Here is a 24,020-nt window from a genome sequence, read left to right on the forward strand (position 1 = left end):
TGGGCCCAGGGTTCGAGTCCCTGGAGGTGCACCAGATATTGAACGTCAAATCGCAAGATTTGGCGTTCTTTCTTTATGTAGGAAAGCGGCTGCACACTTTCTGCACACCGTTTGCACATTTGCCCGAATCGGGGGCTTTTCTGCGCAAGGTTTGCACAGCCTGCTTTCCTTTGCATAAAAAGAAGAAATTTTAGGCGAACAAGGCTCTCGTCAATTCTCTGCGTTCGTCTGCGTCCATCAGCCGGATGGCTTCAAGGATCTCCTTACCGGAGATTTTTGTTGCCGCCGGCTTTTCGTTTTGCCGGGGCTGAGGTGCTGCCGGGGTCAGGTCTTGGGAATAGAAGTTCGCTTCGATCTTCTCGGTCAGCTCCAACCGGGGCTTGTCCTGCGTGTGGGCATAGGTGTCCATCAGGACAGATGCCGTTGCATGACCTGTGTTGCCCTGCACCGACTTGAAGTCACCGTCAGACTGCAAAAGCTGGTAGGTGGCACTGGAGTGCCGCAGACCGTGGAACACGATCTGTTCAAACTCTGGATGCTCGGCTCTCCACAGGCGGTACCATTTTGTCAGCAACTCCGGCGCGATGGGCAGGCCGTCCGGGAGCCGGAACAGTTGCCCGCAGTTGCTGTACTTTTCCGGGGCGTTCTGCTCGTCCTGCTTCAGCTTTTCCAACCATGCCAGAAGTTCTTCCTTCAAGGGCTTCGTCATATACAGGACGCGGTTGGACTTCTTGGTCTTAGGCTTTTTCAGGATGAGAGAGGATTTGCTTCCCTCACGCCTGTCCGGGAAGGTGTGATACACCTGATTGGGGTCGAGCTTTTCCAGAGCGTCCTTGTTGGCTCGCTGCATGGTCTTGCTGACCGAGATGGTGCCACGCCCATCGGCGGCATCAAAGTCCAGATCACTCGGCTGCAAGCCGAGAATTTCGCCCTCACGGAGCGAAAGGATCATGCTCATGTGCACCGCCAGATGCAGGGCGGGGTTCTCGATGGTCTGCAAGGCTGCCAGCATGGTTTTCTCGTCCCAGATGGTGCGTTCCTCGATATTGACCTTGGGGGCATCACGGGGCAGGGGAATCTTGTGGATCAAGTCCCATTCCACCGCATAGGAAAAGGCGGTTTTCAGCAGGGTGTGGACTTCGTGAATAGAGGTGCTGGACAGCAACCGCTTCTTCTGCTTTTCGGTCAGGGGCTGCTTTACGCCGTGGACGTACTGCCCGCAGGGAGTCTTGGCAAGGGTAGCATAGAACTTCTCGATGTCGTAGGTTCGCAGTTCCTGCACCTTCCGTTTCCCGATATACGGCACGATAAGATTCTGCACCATCGCCACAGATTGGGTGTAGGTCTTGGGAGACCATTTGTGTTTGGTGGACTGGATCGGGATCCATTTGTACAGCATCTCCTCCACCGTCATGGTGTCGGGGACAAGGAATGTGCCGTCCAGCAATTCTTTCTCGACCGTGATCTTCCGCTCCTGCGCCTCCTTCCTGGTCTTGAAACTCTCCCATCCCTCGCAGGGTTTGCCGGAATGGTCTTTGTACTTATAACGGACGGAGTAGGAATCTCCGCGCTTCATGATAGATGCCATAGATTACCTCCCTCAGACCGCCGCAAACCAGCTGTCGAAACTCTGCTTGTTCACCCGGATGCTGGTGCCGATGCGCAGCACCCGGAAATCCTTCGTGGTGTTGCACAGGTTGTACGCCGCACGGGGAGAAATCGCCAAAAGCTGGGCGATTTCCTCCACCCGGTAAACAAGAGGTTCGTGCTTGGCTGCTTTGGTCTGGTCAGAAGATTCTGTGGCAGGGGATTTGGACGCTTTCATTGTAACCGGGTTCGAGTCCTTTTGCAAGGACTTATTCGTATAATCTTTAGATTTCACATCTTCGGTCATGTCAGGCCGATTCATATTCATAGGCAGACCTCCGTTTCCTTGTAACCGGGTGCCGGGGCAGAAAGTGCCAGCTTTCTGCCCCAAACGTTCCCGATGAGTTCAGATTTCCGAGTGCCCCTCCTGTTTGCGGGGTTGCGCCGTTGGTTTGTTTTGCCCCTGTTCTGCCTGTAAGCGGTTCAGCAGTTGCAGAACGGAATCTCGTGCTTTCTCCTTGACCTGCTCCTTACCTTTCTGACGGACTTCCGGCTTCAGGAGCTTCTCCTGCAGACGTGCGGTGGTGGTCTGCATGGTCTTGAGAAACTTGTCCAGCACGGTGTCCAACCGATGGGCGGCGTATTCTCTCGTGGTCTGCGGAGCCTTACGTTCCGGGGACAGCACCCACTTCTTCGTGTCCTCGATCATCCGCATATCTTCCTTGCGAGTCTCGGTGCGCACTACGTCCGTCACTACCTCCACCGCCTTGTCGTAGGCTGCAGCCGAAACATCCTCCAGCAGGGTCTCCATGTCCGAAACTTTCAGGGTCAACTCGTCCAGCTTGTTCTGCTGGGCGGCAAGCTGCTTCTTTTGCTTGGCAAGGATGAAATCCTGCTTTTCCAAATATTTGCGGTTGCCATACTCCGCTTCTTCCTCCAATTCCAGACCATGCCGTTTTGCAATCTCGAACAGCATCTTCCGGCAGGCGGCATCAAAGGTGATTTTGCGGTTGTTGCGGCGGCTGAGGGGCTTGTCCGGGTCGGGCAGGTTGAAGCCCAACACTTCCAATGCCTTTTCCTGCTGGGGTGCGACCTCTCCGTGTTTGTTCTCGCAGTCGAACACATGACGTTCGTGGATATGCGGTGTACTTTCATCCAGATGCAACGCCCAGTCCAGCACATGAACATGGTCGCCATACTTGGCTTTGAACTCTTCAATAAACTCCGTCACGACCGCCAGCAGAACTTCGCCCGAAGCGTGTTCATCCAGCGTTCCAAGTTGGTAGATGGTCTCTTCCGGGCAGGTCTTGCGGCTGGACAGCAGGTCGGGAATGGAGCGGTTGCGTTCCGTGTGCCGGATCTTGGCGTTGCGCTCGTTCTGGCTTTCCACAAAGTTGGAATAGCGGCTCTCATAGAATTGCCGTTCCACATCCGAGAAGGTCGCCGCCAGATCATCTGGGTCGGGTGGAGCGAGAGCCGAGCGGAAGCCGTGAAAGCAGTCCCAGTAGATGTTGCCCTTGGCTCGTTCAGGGTCGATGTGCTCACTGTTGGCAAGGTTGAAACTGCGGTCATTGTGCTTGGGGTTATAAGTGCCGTGTGCTCCGGCTCGTCCGTTGTGTCGTGTCAGTTTCAGATAGACATCCCTCCGTTTCAACAGCTTGGCGTGGGAGAACGCAGCAGCGGAGCTGCTGGATCTGCCGCCGTTTTGCGCCAGATAATACCCAGTAGGATATGACGCACAGCATCATATCACTGGGGCAAAGAGCTGCGCTCTCTGCACTCTTGCTCCGGGCAAGCCGCCCTGAAGGACAGCTCGTCCGGTTTTTCAGAGGGTCATTTTGACCCTCTGATTTTGGCAAACTGTCAACTTGACACTTTGCCAACACCCCCCTATAAAGGAGAACTTTGGCGTTTTGCTGCGTACGTGCGTACGCAGCAGGCGGCTTTCTCTGTACGCACGTACGCAGCGAAAGATCGAAAACGCACCATATAGGGGGGATCAAAAGCGGGTCATGCCCGCCAGCCATTGGGGGTGAGGTCAGGCTGCACAAGGGCTTCGATGCCCACAAAGCCCCGGACACGCCGCCCGGAAGAATTGATGATGTTGTTGGTGTGTTCCAGATTGTACCTGCGCTGGTTGGCAATCAGCGCATCGCTGAATCCACGGGACTTGATGGCGTTCAGGCTGTTCTCCTCGCACCACATTTTGTAGACCTCATACAGCTCTTTCGAGCTGGTGCAGGCATCCGCCTTCAGGCGGATGTAGCCCTCGGACTCGAGGAAATCGAACACATTGTTGTTGTCCCGCTTCACCAGTTCCCGGTTTCGCTTGGCACGGTCGCTCTCGGTGAACTGGAAGCCATTTTTCACCAGCCGCTGTAAGCCCTCAAATGCCCACAGCAGGATGCCCTCGACCTCTGCCGCCATCTTCTCGGCAATGTCCGGGTCATCCACACGAGACAGGGGCTTATCCTTGGTGGTCAAGATGAGCTGACGACGATAGAAACCGTCCGAGCGGTCATACAATGCCTGCAAATCGCCATTGCTGAACGCCAGCAGGCGGGCGTACATCCAGCCCTGATAACTCTGCTTGCCTTTGCGCTCCAAGTCCATCTGCCCCTGTGCGGTCACGATGGACTTGACATAGTTGGTCTGACGCAGGGCTTCCATCCGCATATCATCGTCCACGCAGAGCAGGGTGTGTTCGAGGTCAGCACGGGCAAAGCGGTTCTCCGAGATCTTGCCGATGCTGCCATCCTTCATGTTGCAGCCGAACAGCCGGGACAGCACCACACCGATCTGCGACTTGCCCTCGCCGCCGTTGCCCTTGATGACCATCATGCGCTGGCCCTTGTTGCTGGGGATCAGGCAGTACCCGATGAACTCCTGCACCGTGGGAATGTCCTCCGGGTAGAGCAGGTCGGACAGGAACCGCAGCCAATGGACAGGCTGTGGGGCTTTCGGGTCATACCTGACCGGGAGCCGGTTGCGGACGATCTCCGGCTTGCCCTCCTGAAAGGTGCCGTCCAGATACAGGGTGCCGTTTGCCAGTGCAATACGGTCAGTGACGGGCGGGAAGTCCTCCACCTGTGCCGCCAGCTTCAGTACGTCCACGACATTGCTGACCCGTTTGGCGATATTTGCGCCGATATGGTCTCGCAGCATATCGAAAATTTCACAGCGCAGGTTCATGGTGTCTGTGACCCTGCCGTCCGGGGTGAAAAATGCGCCATTCACATAGAGGAGCTGGTGGGTGCTGAGAAAATCGTCACAAAACAGGGATTCGTTGAAGAAGCCTTTCTTGATCCATGCAGGGGTAAAGTTGTTTCCCATAGGCACACATCCTTTCTTCGGTGCTGCGGCTTATCCATGTGGTCAATTTGGCCACATGGATTTTCTCTGCTGCAACAGGTGGATAAACGTCCTTTGGGTTACGGCAAATCAATGTGGACAATTTGTCTACATTGATTTCTCCTGCCGCAACGAGTAGATAAACGTCCGTTTCACCTCATGTGCTCATTTTGACCACATGAGGTGAATTGCCGTTCTCTCTGCATGGATTTCCTACCCCCTTCCGGCGGCGTTTTCCGGCTCTCCTTCTCAGGGTCATCGCCGGGTATCTCATACAGACGGTCATGCGGTTTTCAAGGTCCAACGGGCAAAACGGCAATAAAAAAGCCGTCACAAAACAGACCAGCCCTGCCTTCGCTTTTTCTGGAAGGTCATGCTAGTCGGTTATGTAACGGCTGAAAGCCAAGATGTTCAGCCCCGCAGGGTCTGAACGAATATGTAAAAATATGTTATATTCAATTGTTGGAATAGACTACCACAAAAATCGAGCCGTGTCAACAAAAAGTTTTGAGAATACGTCACTTTCGGCAGTGTGCAAGAAAAAGCAATGAAAACTTTGGCAAAAAGAGAGAGGGCTGGGCGGTGCCAGCCCTCTTGACAAGGCAATGAGGCACATCAATAAGGGCTTGCAAAATTTATTAAGGGAATGCGGTGATAGTAGGACTTATACAAATCAAAACACCGCCCGATTCTGGTGAAGGAGAACCAGAATTGAACGGTGCAAATGGAAGAAGGAGAAAAGCGTAGAAAATCAGACGATGCAATCTGGGAGCAACGCATGGAGCTGTGCCAGCAGTTCTTCGCAAGAATCGGAATAAATCACAAGGGTAAGCGGATTGCTCAGGTCGAGACTGTAAATGCCAAGCAGGGATTTGGCATCAATGGTATATCGCCCGGAGACTAAGTCCATCTCATAGGGATATTTGGACAGCAAATCTACAAATTCCTTGACCTGATTGACCTGCCGCATTCTGATCTGTAATTTTGTCATAGGGTATCCTTTCTTTTACAGCAGTGGGATAGAGGCAATGCAGTTCTGAATTTCCACCATGGAGGGCATTGCAGGGATTGCGCCGCCCTTTGTCGTGGTCAGACTGCCCGCTGCATTGCCGAAGCGGACGATTTCTTCAAGCTCAAATGCAGGGAGGGTACGCAAATCCTCAGCATCTTTTCCTCGCAGCTGGTAGTGAATTGCGCCCATGAAAGCGTCGCCTGCACCAGTCGTGTCCACGGTAGGCACATCATAGGTGGGAAGATGCCCTGCTCCCACAGCGTTCCGGTAATAAGCACCCTTTGCACCCAGCGATACCAGCACAAGAGATGGCCCCACTTCGAGCAGGGCTTGTGAGCCGCGGGCAAGGTCGCTTTCGTTTGTGATAAGCTGCATTTCTTCCTCGGAAACTTTCAGAAGATCCGCCAGCTTGACACCTTCCTGCATCTGGACAACGGCATCTGCCGGGTGCTCCCACAGAAGCGGACGGTAATTGGGGTCAAAGCTGACCAGCTTGCCCTGCTGCCGTGCATACCGCGCAGCTTCCAACGTGGCGGTGCGGCTCGGGTCGGCGGTCAGAGAGACAGAGCCGAAATGGAAGATGGCAGCATCGTCGATCAGATTCCTGTTGACTTCTGCCGAAGTCAGCATCACATCGGCACCGGGGTTCCGGTAAAAGGTAAAGGAGCGGTCTCCCTTGCTGTCAAGCTGAACGAAGGCAAGGGTCGTGGGAATCTTTTCGTCGATCACCAGACCGGACACATCAATGCCGCTTTCCACAAGGGTCTGGCGGAGAAAATCGCCGAATCCGTCTTTGCCGACTTTTCCGATGAATGCTGTTTTGCCGCCCAGACGGGCATTCATGGCAAGGACATTGGCGGGTGCACCGCCGGGATTCCGGGCAAACAATTCGATGCCCTGTGCATTGGTTCCGTTCGGGGTAAAGTCGATCAGGCTTTCTCCCAAAGCTACAACATCAAACATGGTATCACCTCAACCTGCTTTTTTAGCGTTCAGTTCGGACATAATCTGGTTATACGAACGCTTACTGATTCGGTAGAAGAACAGGACAATCGCTGTTACCAGCCACAGCGCACCGGGAAGCAGCGAGAATGCATAGTGCATCGCATTCTGCACGGCAGCATTCTGCACCTGATTGGGGGCAAAACTCAATGCACTCAGCACACCAGCCAGCGCAGAGGTGCCAATCGCCATGCCCAGCTTGTTCCCCAGTGAAACGAATGCGTACTGGAAACCATCGTTGCGGACACCGGTTTTCCACTCGCCATACTCCACGCAGTCGGGAACGATGGCGTAGATGGCGGTATTGAATCCGCAGAAGAAGAACTGGGACAGTGCAGCGAATGTATAGAACGGAATGGGAGAAGAAACTGCACTGAAGAAATAGAGCGCAATCAGGGAAACGCCGGTTCCGGCAGCGAAAAGGGAAGCGGTGTGCCCTTTGTTGCCCAGCTTTTCAAACACGAAGGGGAATGCCGCAGCACCCAGAATGGAGGGAACGATCAGGATCATCGAGTAGATGGTAAACAGATTCTCGTTGCCTTCCACATATTTGAAGTAATAGAGCAGGTCGGCATTGCGGCCATACAGCGTCACACCGAACAGGAACTGACCCGCCAGTGCAATCAGGTAGGGCTTGTTCTGAAGCGCTGCATCCAACTGCTTTTTCAGTGAGACTTTTTCCCGCTCCGGGGGCTGGACGACCTCTTTGGTTTTGGCGAAACAGAACCAGTGACAGAGGGTGAAGATACCGCCGTAAAGGACGGTCACCAGAAGATATCCCCGTGCTGCATTATCACCGCCAAAAGCAGAGATCAAAGGCAGGGTGATGATGTTGATGATATTGATGGCGATCATGGCACAGACGGAGCGGGAGGTGTTGATTTTCGCACGCTCCTCGATGTTCTGGGTCAGGGTGCCGCAGAGCGTACCATAAGGGATGTTCACGCAGGTATAGCCCAGAACCAGTACACAGTAAGTAATGTACATATACAGGCTCTTGGCACTGTCTGACCATGCGGGGTGCGCCCAGAACGTCAGCACGAGCACCACAGCAGTTGCCGGTGCGCCGAACAGCAGCCATGGACGGTAGCGTCCCCAGCGGGAACGGGTGCGGTCGCTCAGCGAACCGATCACGGGGTCATTGATGGCATCCCAGAAGCGGGAGACCAGCATCAGGAGGGACACTGCCGCCATGCTGATGCCGCAGACATCGGTGTAAAAAATCATCAAGAAGTTGCCAACGAACATCCAGCTGAAGTTGCAGCCCACATCGCCCATGCCGTAAGCGATTTTACTGATCAGAGGGACTTTGATGTTCGTATCCTGCTGTTTCGGCTCTGCTGTGTAACTCATACGGCGCGCTCCTTTCTCCTCTTGACGCGATGCTTATAATTTCTGGCAGAACTCTATTCTCTCTTTATTCGGGCCTTCGACCATGAAAAAGCGCACACCGTTTTCCCAGAACGGCAGTGACTGGATGCTGGAATGCAGCAGGTGCATCCCTGCCTCTTTTGCTGCAGCAAATGCGGCTTCGATATCGGTCGTTGCCAGAGCTATATGGTCGATTGCTCCGGCCTTTTCCGCCGCACGATGGTTTTCATAGGTTTCGATCATCAGATCGCCAAGCTGAAGAAACGCAACGCGCTCCCCGGCGGCTTTGTTTACCGTTTCCAGCGCAGAAACAAACCCCAGCTTCTTGTAAAATGCAATGGTCTTGTCGAGATCATTTGTCGGGATGCCAATGTGCGCCACACCGGTCAGAACCTGCGGAAAACTCATACCTTCGTTGCCTCCGCAATCTTCACCACTGCTTTGACGATGTTGGCCTTGTCCGAAATGCTCTTGTCCATGGCATTCTGGATGTCGTCAAAGTCAAAGATGTTGGTCACAATGCCCTTCAGGTTGATTTTGCCGGAAGCAACGGCATCGATCGCCATGGGGTAAATGTGGCGATAACGGAACACGGTCTTGAAGGTCAGTTCCTTGTCCAGTGCAAGGCTCATAGGCAGGGTCATCTCGCCGGATTTGGAGTAACCGACCAGAACGATGTTTGCACCCTTCTGCGCCATCTCAATGGCCTGGCGGGTAGTGATTTCTGTACCAGCAGTCTCGATAACGAGGTCGCAGCCCAGACCATCGGTCAGGTCGAGAATCGTTTGGACGGCATCCTTTTCGCGGCTGTTGATCACACCGTCTGCACCCAGTTCAAGAGCCTTATCCAGACGCTTCTGCATGATATCCACAACGTAAACACGGGAAACACCCTCGGCTTTCAGCGCCATCATGGAGACCAGACCAATGCAGCCTGCACCCATGACCACCGCAGTCTGACCGGCATGAGCACCGCCCTGATTGGCTGCGTGGAAACCAACAGCCAGAGGCTCGATCAGCGCACCTTCCATGGTGCTTACGTTGTCCGGCAGCTTGAAGCAGAGGTTTGCTTCATGGGCCACATACTCCTGAAAAACACCGTCTACCGGCGGAGTAGCGAAGAACACGACATCCGGGCAGAGGTTGTATTTGCCCTCACGGCAGAACTTGCAGTGACCGCAGGTCTTGCCCGGCTCCAGCGCAACGCGGTCGCCGACTTTCAGATGCTTGACAGCACTGCCAACTTCCACGACTGTGCCGCCCGGCTCGTGGCCCAGCACGAACGGCGGCTTGACTACATAATTGCCGATCGCACCCGTTTCATAGTAGTGCATATCGCTGCCGCAGATGCCAACGTATTCCAGCTTGACCAGAACTTCGTCCTCTTTGGGTGTGGGGATCGGGCGGGTGGTGTAGCCCATCTTGCCGATGCCGTTCATGACTGCAACTTTCATTGTGCCTTTCATAAGATGACCTCCGTTTTTATTTGTTTATTAACTTTTATAAAGTGTTTATGAATGTGACTACAAATTAGCACACCGCACAACCAAAGTCAAGCCCTTTTTCGCGGATTCGGAGAACTGCACAAGGAAAAAGCGGCGGAATTGTGCAAAAAATCGAGGACGGCAGGTGCCGTCCTCGATGGGAAGGTTTATAGGTTCTGAATGAAGGCTTCGATATGGAGCAGAGCGGCTCCCAGCGCAGAGGCTTCCAGCTTATAGCGGCTGAACTTCAGGTAGGAACTGTCCGGCTCAAACGTATTACGCTCGACCAGCATTTCCCGGAGCGGTTCGCCAAACTCTGCCAGAAATCCGCCAACGTAGCCGCCAACAATTACATCACAGTCGAAGGTCATGCGCAGATTATTGACTGCTACAGCAAGGTAAGAAAGGTATTCATTCCATGCCGTTTGCAAAGCTGCATCGCCAGAGCGCAACCCATCAAAGAATAGTGCAAGATTTCCGTCAGTCAGTCGGGAGAGGACTTTTGCAGAGCAATAGGCATCCAGACAGCCCTTTTTTCCGCAGTAGCAGGGGCGGCCATCGGGAACGAGCGTGTTGTGCCCGAACTCTCCGGCACGAAGATGGTCGCCGCCATAGAGCGCTCCACCGGTCAGAATCGCACCACCGACACTGTTGCTCAGAGAAAGGTAGACAAGGCTGCGGGGAGATTCGAGGTCGCGCACTTCAGCAAGTCCGGCAGCGTTCGCGTCATTGATGAACCGGCAGGAGAACGGGATGTAACGGCTGAATTCTTCGGTAGGAACATTCCGCAGACCCAAGGCATGAGAGTAAACCAATGTCTGCCCCTCTTTGTCCAGAATACCGGGCAGCGAAATGCCGACACCCAGAATTTTTTCCACCGGGTAGCCCTCTTTTTCGATCAGCCCCTGCACGATTCCGGCAAGCATTTCCGCATAGGTGTCCGACCGCTCATAAAGACGCTTTTTACGCTCATAGCGGAGAAGGTTACCGGACAGATCGACCAGAACTGCTCCGACATGATTCTGGGTAATCTCCAGTCCGACCGCAAGTCTGGCATCCCGTACAGGAGCGAATGCTCTCGCCTTGCGCCCGCCGGTGGATTCAAAGGTGCCGACCTCCTGCACCAGTCCCATCGCCATCAGTTCTTTGACATTCTGCAATACGGTCGGCCAGCTGTTGTTGACTTTTGCCGCAAGCTCCGGCTGCGAGATTCGGTCGCAGGAAAAAATGCTGCGAATCGTTCGGATGCGGTTGATTTTTTTAACATCACGGTTATTTGCGCCGCTGCCGGTCATGGGCTCACTCACCTCCAAGAGCAGATTCAACATTTGAAAGAAGATTTATAAAGCTCTTTCTTATTATAGAGAATCTGGCGAGATTCTGCAAGGGAAACATTTACAAAAAAGCGTTAGCCGAAAAGAGCGAGTTGCTTATGGATAAGAAGCGATGCTACCAGCTTATGGCAAACCATAGGTCGGTGGGCACCGTGTTCTTTATAGGGACTTAATCTTCCAGCCTGCCGTGGTCGCATCCCAGCGAGAGATAGTGCTCCATCTCTCCTCCCAGCACAAGCTGTGCATACTCCAAAGGCTTATGGTAGAGCAGCCAGTCAAGTTCTGCCCGTTGTTTCGGGGTGTTGCCGTACTTGTCCTCGATGGCGACGCAGTCGATGGCAACGGCAGAGCCATCAGCGAACCGGGCTTCCACCCGGTTGGTGTCCATGTTGTAGCGGCAGGAAAGCAGTTTGTTCATGGGAAAACTCCTTTTATATAAGGTGGTGTCAGTTCGATTGTCCATATCCCTGCCAAGAATCAAATTGTTGATGTACATTTGATGTGTGGTATAAATTGGTGATATAGAGTGTGCCTTTCGCCGGATGAAACAGACCTGTTTTCACCCCATTGCATAAAAATCCGATACCTGTTTTAAGGTGCTGATTTTGGCTCTGCACATTTTTGCACACTTTTTGCACACCGGAATAGCTGGATAACGGGTGCAAGATGAAACGTCATGTGCAAATAATGCAAAGGATACAAAGCGCAAAATCACGACAAAACGCCAAAAACAACGAAACTGCGTGATTTGGAAAATTGACGAATGTTGCACATCGGTTTCTCTTAATCAGTGGGCCCAGGGTTCGAGTCCCTGGAGGTGCACCAGAAAAGCCACACAGTAGCGTTGAAAAACGTGCTGTGTGGCTTCTTTTTTTGTATCAGATGGCGAGCTTGACTACTTTTTGACTACTTTTCACGGAGTTCTCAGATTTGCCGGAAAAATACTCGTTGAGTTTATCGGCAACATGGAGTGAATCCTCTTGTTCCAGATGAGTATAAATATCGGCGGTGACCTGAATGCTGCTGTGTCCCATTAGTTTTTGTGCCGTGCGTAAGTCTACCCTTGCACGATAAAGTGTCGTTGCGTAGGTATGCCGCAGCATGTGGGGATGCAGAGGAAAAGGCACAAGGGAAACAACGTGAGAATTCCACATTCGGGTGAATGCGGAGCGGGTCATATCCCCGCCATTGGAGGCAGGGACAATATATCGGCTCAAGTGTGGTGTATCAAGCAAGATGGCTCTGAGCTTGTCCGGGATAGGAATGACCCTGTGCGCAGCTTTTGTTTTGAGATCATCTACGGGATCTTGCTGATTGTTCAGAAAGGTCATAGCACGCCGGACGGTCAGAGAGTTGCTTTGAATGTCCGACCATTGCAACCCAAGCGCTTCTTCCTTGCGAAGCCCGCAGTACAGACAGAGGGCGCAGAATACGCGGGCGCGTGGTTCTACGACTACACTCATCAGAATATCGACCTCATCGGGAAGCAGAGCTTTTTTCTTTTCCGCTTTAGCGTGAGGGGTGATTTTGATACCCTCAGTTGGATTATCAATAATCAGATGATTCAAACGTGCTTCCTCAAAAAGCTGGCGCATAGTCAGAAGAACTTTACGCTGCAGGCTTTCCGATCTGGATGCAACGCTGGCCATAACCTGTCGGATGTGAACTGGTTTTACGTTTCGGAGTTCCATGTATCCGATCTGTTCCATGATGTGGAGATTATAGCTATCCCGGTACATTTTGATGGTAGCGGCCCGTAAATCGGATTTATAGTTTTTCAACCAAATTTTTGCCCACTCGCCCACCAATGTGTGATCTCCAACTTCAAGCCCGGCGGTATCTTGGTTCATTAGTGCATTTGCAGCGGCATTGACTTCAGCAATCGTTTTGCCGTATACAAATTTCTGTTTTCCGTTGGACAATGTCACCTTGCGTTGATAGCGGCCATCTTTTCTTTTTTTGAGTCTTGCCATAATAAAATAACCTCCTTTGGGTACACTTTGACAAGCCTACCCAAAAGAGGTATAATCACAGTGTCGGTTGTGACTGCTCTTTTTGAGTAAGCCAATCTATTTGAACGCTCTCGGTGTTGGTAGCACCGGGGGCGTTTTTTCGTTTTATAAACAATTAAAATCTATGCCTTTGCAATCAGTCCAATAATGTACTGCTTTTTCAACAAATTCTTCTTCAAGGTTGAAATATCTTGAAAAGATGCTGGACATACTGACAGACCCCTATACCCACCGGGATCTACAGAATGTCCGAAAAAACCGTAAGCTGGAAACGAACATCGGAAAACTGTTTTCCCTGCTGGCAGATGGCTTTGAGGTTATCCATAAAAATGCCGAACTGGTTCGGCTGTGGGATGACCTTGAAAATGCTGAGGGCGCAGTCCTTGACCGCTATGGAGCCAACTTTGGTGTACAGCGCGGTGCAGCAAGTGATGCCCTCTACCGAATTTTAATCCGGGTCAAGATGCTGGCACAGCTTTCCGGCGGCGATGGCGATACCGTCATCCGGGCAGCGGGGGAGCTGCTGGGTGTTCAGTTTTCGGATATCGAGTTGCAGGACGTGTACCCTGCAAAGGTCGCACTGTATGTGGATCAGAGCTTGCTTTCTGAGGAACGGCTGGCGCTGATAGATCAGATTGCAGTTGCCCTCAAGCGTATTCTGACCGCCGGTGTTGGCCTACGCCTGTATCTGCGGACCTACCGCACATACCGCTATGACCTGAACATTGGTCACGGCGCGATGGTAAATGTGGTTCGCTGGCTTCCTCCCGTTTCACAGGACCGCAGCAGCCGGGCAGATTTCAAAATCGGCCACGGCGGCTTTACCGAAGCTGATTTCTATCCGCCGATTGTTGGAAAAGACCGGCTGTTTGAAAGCCGCTTTGAAACATCAAGAGGAACCTATCTGCCGCCTGTGATCGAGGGCGTATACCCTGACACTGTGCAGACGGCCACCATGGCGCATGAGGGCGTGCGTGGCGCTGTTTACCATACACACCTCAAGCCCAGAAGAATTGATTAAGGAGAGAGCTTATGGCGAAATATGAAGACGGCAGCTATGGGTCTGCCGCCGGCATTGCCCTGATCGCAAAGGTTCTTGCTGGCCGCTGTGCGATGAAATACACGCGGGTGGCCGTGGGCAAGGGCAATATCCCGGACGACAAGACCCCGAAAACCATGACGGAGCCTGCCGATTATGTCATGGATGCCGTGATTGCGGGCATCACCAACCCGGTGGATGGTGAGTGCCAGGTCACGGTGCAGATCAACTCGGCAAATGTGGACAAGGGCTTCTACTGCACGGCGGTTGTCCTTTATGCAGAAGACCCCGATGAGGGCGAAGTCCCTTATACCTATCTTGTGCTGGAAAATGAACCTGAATGGATCCGCCCGGCAAGTTCGATTGTGGGCAAGCTGGCTACCATTGATCTGATCGCCGCCGTTGGTGATGTTGATACCGTGACGGCGGCAATCGACCCGGAAGCCATTGCAACGGTGGCGGCAGTAAATGACCTGCTCCAGCGGCACAATGAAGACCCGGAAGCTCATGCCGGCATCATCATGGATGCAGTGGGTTCCGCCATGAAGAAGCTGGAGGAGTCCGGTCAGATCATGGATCAGAAGACTGTTGAGACTATGATTCGCAAGGAGATTGCGGAACATGGCAGCGGTGGGTACTACGGTACATACTTTCTGACGTTGGCTGCATCGGGCTGGGAACAGGCTGATGAAGAAAGCCCGGACTACAGCTATATCTATACCGCAGAACTTCCCGACAGTACGAGCGCCCTCATTCCGAGCGGCGCACCTCTGCTGGGAAGTTTTCATATTGCCGAAGATGCGGGTGTCGTGAACGGATGCGAAACCGGGGATGGAGTGGTGAAATTCTACTCCAAGGAAGTCCCCGCCGCAGACATTTCCACTTGCATCATTCTGTTTGGCAAGGGAGGGGGTGGAGAGAGTGACTTGACCGTTGCGACCCGCGAACAGCTGGGACACGTTAAGATTGGTAACGGAATCGAAGTGACCGAAGACGGCACGATTTCGGCCAATGCAAAGGTGTCCGAAGATCAGATTGCAACTTCGGATGATACTTCCGAAATGCTGAAAGAAATTTATGGTGAGTAAATCACAGAAAATTTAGGAGGAAAACTACTATGGCTTACAATGAGAAACATCTGGTAAAACTGGCTGACCTGAAGGCACTGGGTACCAAGCAGAAAGAGGTCGCCGATGCTCTGGAGGCGCGTGTTGATACTCTGGAGAATGTTGGCTCTCAGGCCAACGTCCTTGAGGGTGTCAAGGTGAACGGCACTGCGCTGGCTATTGCCAATAAGATGGTTGACATCCTGATCGCCACTGGCTCCAAGAACGGCAGCATTTCCGTGAACGGTGCTGATGTTGCCATCAAGGGGCTGGCCGCTCTGGCTTTCAAGGCAAAGGTTTCTCAGTCGGATCTCGATGACGCGCTGGCTGCTGTTCTGGAGGGCAAGGCTGACAAGGCAACTACTCTGGACGGTTACGGCATTACTAATGCCTACACCAAGGATGAGATCAACGCCAAGATCAGCGCTGTCTATAAGCCTGCTGGCTCTGTTGCCTTTGCTGAACTGCCCTCTCTGTCTGAGAGCATTCTGGGCAATGTGTACAATGTCACCGATGCTTTCACTACTACCGCCAACTTTGTTGAGGACGCGGGCAACAAACATCCCAAGGGCACCAATGTCGTGGTGGTCAAGGTCGGCGATGCCTATAAGTACGATGTGCTGGCCGGTTTCGTTGATCTGTCCGGTTATGTTGAAAAGGAAGCAGGCAAGGGCCTGTCTGACGAGAACTTCACTGCGGCCCTCAAGGATAAGCTGGACGGCATTGCGGCTGGCGCAAACAAGTATGTCCATCCCACCCACACCGCTGCTGCGAGCGGCTTGTACAAGACCACCGTGGATGAAGAGGGCCATGTGACCGCCACCACTCCTGTGACCAAGGATGACATCACCAAGCTGGGCATCCCTGCGCAGGATACCACCTATGACGAGGCTACCACTGCCAAGGCTGGCCTGATGTCCGCTGCGGATAAGACCAAGCTGGATGGCATGGGCGCCACCATCAATAAGGCCATTGCGGACCACACGGCTACCGATGCCGAGGTGTCCGAGATGCTGGCCGAGGTATACGGCGAGTAAGTTCATAAGCATGGATAGCGGCGGGGATGTCCCGCCGCTTCCTTTTTTCGGGAGGTGATCCTATTGAGCGAAAAGCTCACGACCCTTTCCCAGCTTCGGGCTGTGTCCCAGAAGTCAAAAGATCGGGCGGCACAGGTGGCTGATGCCGCGGCCGCTGCTTTGGATGAAATGGATAGAGTAAAAGCGGATAAAACGGAGTTCGTTTCTTTTTCTATCCCTGCAACTGGCTGGAAAACTGACAGCAGTGTTCCCGGCTATACGAACTACATCGACATTGCAATCAGCGGCTTAACGGCGGCTGACTATGTGGCGGTGGATGTTGCCCCGGCGAGCAGCGCAGTGGCACGAGCGGCAAATTTTGTTGCGACCGAAAGCCGTGCCGGCATCCTCCGGCTTCGTGCGGCATCGGTGCCAACAGCTACGATTTCGGCGCAGTACCACATCATCACGGCCGCAACAGCGGCAAAGGAGGGTTAATCTTATGGCATGGGGTCCTTTTAATGCTGGCGGTGGCGGCGGTTCGTCCGGCGGCACTGCGGCAGATATTTCCTACGACAACAGCAAGTCCGGCATTTCGGCGGCGAATGTGCAGGAAGCCATTGATGCGCTTTCTGTGCTGACCCTGACGATTCAGGCCGTGCCCGCCCAGAGCGGGAGCCTGACCTATACCGGCTCCACCCAGAGTCCCACATGGAAAGGCTATGACAGCAGCATGATGACGATCGGGGGCGTGACCTCCGGCATCAATGCTGGCACCTATACGGCCACGTTTACGCCCATCGGCAAGTATGTCTGGACGGACGGCACGCAGGAAGCCAAGAGTGTGTCGTGGACGATCGGCCGAGCCGAGGTCAAGAATGTGCCGGCACAGACCGGCAGCGTGACCTATAATGGCTCGGCGCAGTCCCCGTCGTGGAGCAACTATAACAGTTCTCAGCTTACGATCGGCGGCACGAGCAGCGCAACCAACGCTGGCAGCTACAGCGCCACCTTTACCCCGACTTCCAATTATAAGTGGTCGGATGGGACGACTACGGCCAAGAGCGCTTCGTGGACGATCGGCAAGGCGACCGGCAGTATTACGCTGTCCGCAAGCAGTCTGAGCCTGACCTACCCGAAAACCTCTGGCACCATCACTGTTACGCGGCCTGGCAGCGGTACGGTGACCGCATCCTCTGGCAGTACTAACATTGCAACGGTAAGTGTTTCCGGCACCACCATCACGGTGACCGCAAAGGCGACCGGCAGTGCCACTATTACGGTCAATGTGGGTGCAGATACCAACTATACTGCACCGTCCAGCAAGACGTTCACGGTGGCCGTTACGCTGGTGTCCAAAACGCTCAGCAGCAACAGTTGGGCAGTCATCAAGGCCGTCAGCGATGCTGGGCAGGGTGCAAACTACTGGTCTGTTGGTGCCACGAAGTCCGTGACCATCAATGGCAAGGTGGGTGCGACTACGATCTCCAGCTTGAAAGTTGATGCCTTTATCATCGGTTTCAACCACAATTCCGGCAAGGAGGGCAGCAACCGCATCCACTTCCTGTTGGGTAAGATCAGCGGCAAGTTTGTTGGTCTGGTGGATAGCAGCTACGGCAGCACGACTTCCACGTCTGGCGCATTCACGATGAACACCAGCAACACGAACTCTGGCGGCTGGGGAAGCAGTCAGATGCGAAGCAAGGTACTGGGTAGCGCAAGCTCTCCCACCAGCCCGACCGCGAACACGCTGATGGCCGCACTTCCCTCTGATCTGCGGGCAGTGATGAAGTCCTGCACGAAGTATACGGATAATAAGGGCGGCGGCAATACCGCCAGCAACGTGTCCTCTACCACGGATTATCTGTTCCTGCTGTCCGAGTATGAGGTTTTTGCAACGCACCAGTATTGCAATGATGCGGAGCCGAACTATCAGGCACAGTACGATTACTTCAAAGCGGGTAACAGCAAAGTTGCCAATAAACATTCCGCCACCGGAACGGCGGCGGTCTGGTGGCTGCGGTCGCCGTACTACACCACCATCACCGGCTACTACTACTTCTGCGCGGTTTCGTCGTCGGGGTCGTTGGACTGTTACTACGCTTACAATGTGTATGGTGTTGTGCCCGGCTTTGTAGTCTAATCCCCCCGCAGGGGTTCTCGACCTACTCAAGCCCACGGAAGTGGGCGGAAACCAGCAAATTTCCCTCAAAAAATCCAAAGGGCGCGTCAGCGCCCCGCGAGAATTTTTGAAAAAAGATGCTGAAAGTGCTATCACTCAGCTGTCTTTTGAGTGCATACACGCCATAAAAAACGCTATACAATACTTTCAAAACCTGTTCGTTAGGAGGTATTGTATGGCAACTAACAAGCGCGTCTTTACGTTGCGCCTGTCCGATGAGGTTTTTGACAAAATCGGTGTTCTTGCGACAAAAGAGCATCGGTCCATCACGAACTACATAGAGTATGTGCTGCTCAAGCATCTGGAAGAAGTTGAGCGAGAGCAAGGGGAAATCAATCTTGATGACCCCAAAGGAGACTAAAGCATCATGTCAGTTTTGAAATCCAAGCGCACAGAAAGCAAGGCGGAGTATGTGAATGTCGCCAACGCGATTTACATTGAAACGATAAACTTCCTGACCCGCATTTCCGCAAGGTATTCCAGATTGATTGCAGAGCCGGTCGCAAAGCTGGCGGGTGAGGTGATAGACCACGCTGAAAAGGCGAACAGCATCTATCCCTCAGACGATCAGCGGCGCCATCTTCGCAAAGCACATCTTCTGGAAGCGCGGGCATCCCTGATGGCGCTGGATGTTCGGTTGACTCACTGCTATCTCATCATGACCCAGAACCCGCAGGGATGTTTCACAACTCCCTCAGGGAAAAGTGTCGATGCGAAGAAAGCAACTGAAAGACTGGACAAAATGGCTCAAAAGTTGGGTGAGCTGATTGACAAGGAAAACGACCTGCTGCAAGGCATGATCGGAACGGTCAATCGGAAAGCCTGATTTTTAAGTGGGTGTATCTCTGTCAATTCCTGCGGCGGCGGTCTGGTGGCTGCGGTCGCCGAACTACAACAACATCAACAACAACAACTACTTCTGCGCGGTTTCGTCGTCGGGGTCGTTGGACTATAACAACGCTAACAATGCGTATGGTGTTGTGCCCGGATTTTGCAATGCTTGGTCACATGGAGTAGCCATAGGTGAAAGACGACCATAGCAAAAGGAGAGGTACTTCCCTGAGGGTCAAACCTCTAAAACTGCTTTTCGATATGCTGACACGGACGCTTCTTGCATGGCGCGGGATGCATCTTACCGCGTTTCATGTGCCGGCATAAAGCAGATTAGACGATGCCCGACAATTTATCTGTACGAGGAGCGAATAATTTTATGACAAGTCAGGAGCGCCATGAAGCGCGATACCAACGCCGCCGGGCAGCACGCCGAGCCAGACAAGAAGCCCGGTGTGCCGCCCTCGGTTCGTTGGAAGAAGTATTTAGTTACCACACGATGTTCAAATATGGCCGGAAATGCTGCAACGGTGTACGCTGGAAGCAGAGTACGCAGAACTTTGAGCGGCATCTGTTTTCCCACACAGCGAAGCAGCGGCGGCTTATTTTGGCAAAAAGGTGGCGGCCTAAAAAATACGTTCATTTCACGGTCTGCGAACGCGGCAAGATTCGTGGGATTGACGCTCCTCATATTACAGACCGACAAATCCACAAGGTCATCAGCAAGGAAGTGTTGGAGCCGCTTTACGACCCCAGCATGATCTATGACAACGGTGCAAGCCGGATTGGTAAGGGACTGCACTGGCAGATCAAGCGCATCAAACAGCAGCTGGCACGGCATTACCGCAAGTATGGCCGTGCGGGCGGGGTGTTGCTGCTCGACCTGAAGAAGTTCTTTCCTTATGCACCCCATTCTATCATCTATCAGCGGCACCAGCGGTATATCCTGAACCCTGATTTTCGGCGGATAGCAGATACCATTATTGATACTGCTCCCGGCGAATTTCCGGGCCGTGGGATGCCGCTGGGCGTTGAGCCGAGCCAACAAGAAATGGCGGCAATGCCCAGTGCTGTGGACAACTGGATCAAATGCCAGATGTCCACGCATAGCGCCGGACACTACATGGATGATTACTGCATCATTCTCCCGGATATCGAAGATCTGAAAAATCTGGGCCGCGCTATCGTGCGCCAGTTTGAAATCCGCGGCATCCCGGTCAACAAGAAGAAATGCAAGATCATCCCGCTGACGAAGCCGTTCCGCTGGTGCAAGGCTCGTTTTACCTTGACCGAGACCGGAAAAATCAAAGTCAATGGTAGCCGTGATGGTGTGATACGCGCACGGAGAAAACTGAAGCTGTTCCACCGTGAATGGCTGGCCGGGAAACGTACCCTGCAGGAGGTGGCGCAGTATATGAACTGCCAAGAAGCCTACTATAAAAATTTTGATGACCATGGGCGGCTGCTGCGTCTGCGGCGGCTTTGCTATGCAATTTTTGGAGGTAGAGTGCCTTGTTCAAAATCATCAAAGCCAGTGATGGCACCGTCCTTGCCTTGACCGAGGACGTGACCTACATCAAAAAAGCCGACAACGGCTGTTATATCCTCTGCCCGGAGCCTGATGCTTCGGGCATTTCTTATGCCGGCACACCGTATCATCTGCTCGATCGTGACCCTATGGGGGACGATTTGGAAAGCGTTATGCTGGAGCAGACCGATATTGGAAGCTGGGTCACGGAAACCCAAACCGCCATCGAGGATGCTGATGCTCTCAACGTGGATCAGGCGTACCGCCTGACCCTGTTGGAGCTGGGCATCACTGATGATACCGATGCTTCTTGAGAAAGGGGGTGAACTGAATGCTGTATCGTACTTGCAAGCGCATGATTGAAAAGGGCAACACCGCTGGCATGGCAACCAAGCTGGATGTCTTTTACGCTGCCAACAAGCTGACCGAGGACGAGTATAACGAGCTGACCGCTCTGCTCGCCGAGAAGACCGAGAAGAAAGAGCAGGTCTAACCCATGGAGCATGAACGCTTTATCGCCCGCCGCCGGGCGCGCTTCGACGGCATAGATGGAAAAGTGAATATTCCCTATGGAACCGCCCTGACTTGTCAGGACGGTTTTCTTATGCACAAAAACCAGCGCGTGTGTGCTGTAGGGAGCCAGAACGGCATGGACTGCTTTGTGCAGGACGATGACGGTAACGGCACCCTGCGCGGGGAACTGGTAGGGAACATCCAGCGGTGCCTTGAGCGCCGGGATGCGGACTATCAGACCCGCTGGAACCGGGTTTGGGCATCGGCACTCTGCCAAAAGTACCGCCGCCCGGAGTCCGAAGACTACTGGCTGTGGGCGAGAGCGTTTTTTGATGCTCCGATTTTTGATTTGCAGGCAATCGCCGCGCTGGTTCAGTGAGGGGGATGGCTGTGAATCTGAAAGAATTATTCTGGAGCGGTGGCGGGATGGTTTTGGTGCTGCTCTCGCTCATTGAGGTTTCGCCCATCAAGATCAATCCGTGGAGCAGGCTTGCGAAAATCATCGGACACGCCCTGAATGCTGAAGTGCTGGAACAGCAGAAGCAGACCCAGAAAAAGCTGGAGGAGCATATCCAAGTTGATGATGAGCGCAATGCCAATCTTCTGCGTACCCAGATCCTGCGCTTCAATGACGAACTGATTGATGATAAGCACCACACGAGGGAGCATTTTATCGAGATTTTGGCCGTCATTGATGCCTATGAGGACTACTGCCGCAGTCACCCCGACTACAAAAACAACCGCTGCATCTGTGCGGTAGCGAATATCAAACGGGTGTACAATGAGCGGCTTCAAAAGCACGACTTCTCTTGAAGGAGGTTTTCTACATGAGAGTCATCGTCTATCAGGCCAGCGACACATCTGCCCTGAGCAAGAACTTCACCCGCAAGGACTTCAAGTGCCCCTGCGGGTGTACTCGCCAGATGGTCGATTCGGAGCTGGTCGAAAAACTTCAGGCCATCCGGGATAAGCTGGGCAAGGCCATCAAGGTGACCAGCGGATACCGCTGCCTCTCGCACAATGCGGCAGTCGGCGGCAGCTCTGGCAGCAAGCATCGCTATGGTATGGCGGCAGACTGGCGCATGGTGGACCGCAGCATCAATCCTGTGGCTTTGGGCATCATTGCCACCCAGTACTTCAAGGCGGTGGGTATCTACTGGTATGATGGTTGCGCCATCGTACATACTGATACCCGCGACACAAAGGCAACGTGGCTCTGCGATGCACCGAAGCACTATCCCAGCACGACCTACAACACGTTCATCCTGCCGACGATCCGCCGGGGCAGCGTGGGCGATGTGAACAGAACCGCCACGAAGATGCTCCAGCGGTTGCTGGGGCTGACCCCGGACGGCATTTTTGGAGAAAAAACCGAAAACGCCCTGCTGAAAGCGCAGGAGAAGCACAAGCTGGCCGTGGATGGCATCTGCGGCCCTGCCAGTTGGCGGGCAATTTCTGGGGCCAACAAGTATCTGTGACATAGGAGGAAACCATCATGGAAGCTATTCTGAGTTTTATTCCCGTGCCGGTCGCTGTCATTCTGATGGCGGCGGGTTTTGTTTCGCTGGCAGTCGGCGGTATCCGGCTGGGTTACAAGGCTACTGTTAAGAATCTGGCGCTGGATCTGGTGAACCGGGCTGAAAAGTCCATTATGGGTTCGGGGCAGGGGGCGAAGAAGAAAAAGCAGGTCTTCGCCGCCCTCCGCGCCAAATGCCCGGCCATCATCCAGTGGGCAATCACGGATGAAGTGCTGGATGCGGTCATTGAGCGCGCTTTTTACGCTATGACTGCGGCGCTGAGTACCAAAAAGGCTTGACGGATACATAAACGCCAGCTAAAATAGAACCACTTGAAAAGCCACGGCTTTTTGTAGAGAGCGGCATTGCCTGTGGGCAGTTCCGCTCTTGATTTTTACATTTCGCCGCCCCGGCAGCATACAAAATCCCCCTGCATTGACTTCATCGGCCAGTGCAGGGGGATTTTTTGTTTGCAGATTACCAAATACCGCCGTCATCGGCTTCCTCATCTGGGGTGAGAGCTTCCAGCATATCCGCATCCAACTTACCCAAATCAAGGGAAATGCGCTTGCCGGTATAATAGCCGATCACAGTCAAAACCGTGCCATTGAAATTATATTGTTTGCTTCCGCGCAGGATGCGGAGAGCCTGCTCCAAATCATTCATATAATAAACCTCATCCTATTTTGGTAATGTAAAAGCGGGTGGATCCTTTTGTCCAAGGGTTGTGCTTGTCTTCTTCCTCGAAGCGCTTCTTCATGGAAAGCGCCTGTTCTTCTGTGCAGGTTCCGCCAACGATTTTGTCATAGCTGTTTTTCACATAGTATTTGACACCGACGGCGGCGCCGTGCTGAAGCGCTTGCTCAAGCGTAAGCATTCAGTTCATACCTCCCATCAATCACCGAACATCCGGCGCTCAGCGGCTTCCTGGCGCTCTTTTTCAATCATGGCGGCAATCCGGGACTTCTCTTTGGTGCTGAACCCCCAAGCCTTTTCGCAGGGGATGGCAACAATGAAGCCGTCCTCATGGATGCCGTATTCATTGAAATCTTCGTCAACGTACCGCTTGCAGTTGTGCGGCCGGTCGTTGAAGTCGTATTCGACCTCATCAGGAATGCGGGTCAGCTTGCCCTTG

At 53.4% G+C, this 24,020-nt stretch carries 30 protein-coding genes; 16 read left to right on the forward strand and 14 right to left on the reverse strand.

Annotated elements, in window-relative coordinates:
* A partial coding sequence (locus tag DWY76_RS14265) for a hypothetical protein (protein ID WP_207665861.1) occupies positions 1-194 on the forward strand: 194 nt, incomplete at its 5' end.
* Here DWY76_RS14265 and DWY76_RS13015 read toward each other — a convergent pair.
* From DWY76_RS13015 to DWY76_RS13030, 4 genes are all read right to left on the reverse strand, one after another.
* Positions 191-1,588 (reverse strand): site-specific integrase, encoded by a 1,398-nt coding sequence (locus DWY76_RS13015; RefSeq protein WP_120081546.1) that lies wholly within the window; start codon positions 1,586-1,588, stop codon positions 191-193. The two genes, DWY76_RS14265 and DWY76_RS13015, sit on opposite strands and share 4 nt — an antisense overlap.
* Positions 1,589-1,600: 12 nt before the next feature.
* Positions 1,601-1,915, reverse strand: a complete 315-nt coding sequence (locus DWY76_RS13020) for a helix-turn-helix domain-containing protein (RefSeq protein WP_117530097.1) — start codon at positions 1,913-1,915, stop codon at positions 1,601-1,603.
* Between the two features lie 78 nt (positions 1,916-1,993).
* Positions 1,994-3,241 (reverse strand): hypothetical protein, encoded by a 1,248-nt coding sequence (locus DWY76_RS13025; protein ID WP_243112051.1) that lies wholly within the window; start codon positions 3,239-3,241, stop codon positions 1,994-1,996.
* A gap of 356 nt (positions 3,242-3,597) precedes the next feature.
* Positions 3,598-4,920 carry a phage/plasmid primase, P4 family gene (locus tag DWY76_RS13030; protein WP_117948956.1) on the reverse strand — a complete coding sequence of 441 codons (1,323 nt, stop codon included), beginning with the start codon at positions 4,918-4,920 and terminating at the stop codon, positions 3,598-3,600.
* A gap of 742 nt (positions 4,921-5,662) precedes the next feature.
* On the opposite strand from DWY76_RS13030, the gene DWY76_RS14270 reads away from it, so the two are divergent.
* Positions 5,663-5,842 carry a hypothetical protein gene (locus DWY76_RS14270; RefSeq protein WP_207665862.1) on the forward strand — a complete coding sequence of 60 codons (180 nt, stop codon included), beginning with the start codon at positions 5,663-5,665 and terminating at the stop codon, positions 5,840-5,842.
* A gap of 102 nt (positions 5,843-5,944) precedes the next feature.
* Here DWY76_RS14270 and DWY76_RS13040 read toward each other — a convergent pair whose 3' ends face one another.
* From DWY76_RS13040 to DWY76_RS13070, 7 genes are all read right to left on the reverse strand, one after another.
* Positions 5,945-6,913 carry a carbohydrate kinase gene (locus tag DWY76_RS13040; protein WP_120081548.1) on the reverse strand — a complete coding sequence of 323 codons (969 nt, stop codon included), beginning with the start codon at positions 6,911-6,913 and terminating at the stop codon, positions 5,945-5,947.
* A 9-nt stretch (positions 6,914-6,922) separates the two neighbouring features.
* A complete protein-coding gene (locus DWY76_RS13045) occupies positions 6,923-8,305 on the reverse strand; it encodes an MFS transporter (protein WP_117530100.1) in 1,383 nt (460 codons plus the stop codon).
* 33 nt (positions 8,306-8,338) lie between these two features.
* On the reverse strand, positions 8,339-8,731 hold the full coding sequence (locus DWY76_RS13050; RefSeq protein ID WP_120081549.1) for a VOC family protein: 393 nt from the start codon (positions 8,729-8,731) through the stop codon (positions 8,339-8,341).
* Entirely contained in the window at positions 8,728-9,789 is a 1,062-nt protein-coding gene (locus DWY76_RS13055; protein ID WP_117476341.1) for an NAD(P)-dependent alcohol dehydrogenase, read from the reverse strand. Before DWY76_RS13055 ends, DWY76_RS13050 begins: the two co-directional genes overlap by 4 nt.
* Positions 9,790-9,974: 185 nt before the next feature.
* A complete protein-coding gene (locus DWY76_RS13060) occupies positions 9,975-11,135 on the reverse strand; it encodes an ROK family transcriptional regulator (RefSeq protein WP_120081550.1) in 1,161 nt (386 codons plus the stop codon).
* Positions 11,136-11,310: 175 nt separating this feature from the next.
* Positions 11,311-11,559 (reverse strand): DUF6061 family protein, encoded by a 249-nt coding sequence (locus tag DWY76_RS13065; RefSeq protein ID WP_120081551.1) that lies wholly within the window; start codon positions 11,557-11,559, stop codon positions 11,311-11,313.
* A gap of 460 nt (positions 11,560-12,019) precedes the next feature.
* Entirely contained in the window at positions 12,020-13,114 is a 1,095-nt protein-coding gene (locus DWY76_RS13070) for a site-specific integrase (protein WP_120081552.1), read from the reverse strand.
* A gap of 238 nt (positions 13,115-13,352) precedes the next feature.
* Here DWY76_RS13070 and DWY76_RS13075 point away from each other — a divergent pair, with 238 nt between their 5' ends.
* The 14 genes from DWY76_RS13075 (at position 13,353) to DWY76_RS13135 (ending at position 23,184) form a co-directional block, all read left to right on the forward strand.
* Entirely contained in the window at positions 13,353-14,174 is an 822-nt protein-coding gene (locus DWY76_RS13075; RefSeq protein WP_120081553.1) for a hypothetical protein, read from the forward strand.
* Positions 14,175-14,185: 11 nt separating this feature from the next.
* Positions 14,186-15,280, forward strand: coding sequence for a hypothetical protein (locus DWY76_RS13080; RefSeq protein ID WP_112122019.1), 1,095 nt, complete (start codon positions 14,186-14,188; stop codon positions 15,278-15,280).
* A gap of 29 nt (positions 15,281-15,309) precedes the next feature.
* Positions 15,310-16,335: a hypothetical protein gene (locus tag DWY76_RS13085; protein WP_120081554.1), complete on the forward strand. Its 1,026-nt coding sequence runs from the start codon at positions 15,310-15,312 to the stop codon at positions 16,333-16,335.
* Between the two features lie 63 nt (positions 16,336-16,398).
* A complete protein-coding gene (locus DWY76_RS13090; protein WP_120081555.1) occupies positions 16,399-16,812 on the forward strand; it encodes a hypothetical protein in 414 nt (137 codons plus the stop codon).
* Positions 16,813-16,816: 4 nt separating this feature from the next.
* Positions 16,817-18,457, forward strand: coding sequence for a DUF6273 domain-containing protein (locus DWY76_RS13095; RefSeq protein WP_120081556.1), 1,641 nt, complete (start codon positions 16,817-16,819; stop codon positions 18,455-18,457).
* A gap of 214 nt (positions 18,458-18,671) precedes the next feature.
* Positions 18,672-18,857, forward strand: coding sequence for a hypothetical protein (locus DWY76_RS13100; RefSeq protein ID WP_097772628.1), 186 nt, complete (start codon positions 18,672-18,674; stop codon positions 18,855-18,857).
* A gap of 6 nt (positions 18,858-18,863) precedes the next feature.
* Complete coding sequence (locus DWY76_RS13105; protein ID WP_120081557.1) at positions 18,864-19,322, forward strand: hypothetical protein; 459 nt, start codon at positions 18,864-18,866, stop codon at positions 19,320-19,322.
* A 384-nt stretch (positions 19,323-19,706) separates the two neighbouring features.
* On the forward strand, positions 19,707-20,885 hold the full coding sequence (locus DWY76_RS13110) for a reverse transcriptase domain-containing protein (RefSeq protein ID WP_120081558.1): 1,179 nt from the start codon (positions 19,707-19,709) through the stop codon (positions 20,883-20,885).
* Entirely contained in the window at positions 20,840-21,169 is a 330-nt protein-coding gene (locus DWY76_RS13115; protein ID WP_133300819.1) for a hypothetical protein, read from the forward strand. Before DWY76_RS13110 ends, DWY76_RS13115 begins: the two co-directional genes overlap by 46 nt.
* Positions 21,170-21,186: 17 nt before the next feature.
* Complete coding sequence (locus DWY76_RS14125; RefSeq protein WP_165852641.1) at positions 21,187-21,348, forward strand: hypothetical protein; 162 nt, start codon at positions 21,187-21,189, stop codon at positions 21,346-21,348.
* A gap of 3 nt (positions 21,349-21,351) precedes the next feature.
* Positions 21,352-21,747, forward strand: a complete 396-nt coding sequence (locus DWY76_RS13120) for an isoaspartyl peptidase (protein ID WP_120081560.1) — start codon at positions 21,352-21,354, stop codon at positions 21,745-21,747.
* A gap of 11 nt (positions 21,748-21,758) precedes the next feature.
* Positions 21,759-22,181, forward strand: coding sequence for a hypothetical protein (locus tag DWY76_RS13125; RefSeq protein ID WP_133300820.1), 423 nt, complete (start codon positions 21,759-21,761; stop codon positions 22,179-22,181).
* 14 nt (positions 22,182-22,195) lie between these two features.
* Complete coding sequence (locus tag DWY76_RS13130) at positions 22,196-22,846, forward strand: D-Ala-D-Ala carboxypeptidase family metallohydrolase (protein ID WP_120081562.1); 651 nt, start codon at positions 22,196-22,198, stop codon at positions 22,844-22,846.
* A gap of 17 nt (positions 22,847-22,863) precedes the next feature.
* On the forward strand, positions 22,864-23,184 hold the full coding sequence (locus DWY76_RS13135) for a hypothetical protein (protein WP_120081563.1): 321 nt from the start codon (positions 22,864-22,866) through the stop codon (positions 23,182-23,184).
* A 178-nt stretch (positions 23,185-23,362) separates the two neighbouring features.
* On the opposite strand, the gene DWY76_RS13140 is transcribed toward DWY76_RS13135, so the two are convergent.
* From DWY76_RS13140 to DWY76_RS14130, 3 genes are all read right to left on the reverse strand, one after another.
* Complete coding sequence (locus DWY76_RS13140; RefSeq protein ID WP_120081564.1) at positions 23,363-23,551, reverse strand: hypothetical protein; 189 nt, start codon at positions 23,549-23,551, stop codon at positions 23,363-23,365.
* A 10-nt stretch (positions 23,552-23,561) separates the two neighbouring features.
* Positions 23,562-23,762, reverse strand: a complete 201-nt coding sequence (locus tag DWY76_RS13145) for a hypothetical protein (protein WP_120081565.1) — start codon at positions 23,760-23,762, stop codon at positions 23,562-23,564.
* A 17-nt stretch (positions 23,763-23,779) separates the two neighbouring features.
* Positions 23,780-24,020, reverse strand: a 241-nt coding sequence (locus tag DWY76_RS14130) for a hypothetical protein (protein WP_165852642.1), incomplete at its 5' end; no start/stop codon positions are given.

It is taken from the genome of Faecalibacterium sp. AF27-11BH, from assembly GCF_003603005.1.
In the GTDB taxonomy this organism is placed as follows: Bacteria; Bacillota; Clostridia; order Oscillospirales; family Ruminococcaceae; genus Faecalibacterium; species Faecalibacterium taiwanense.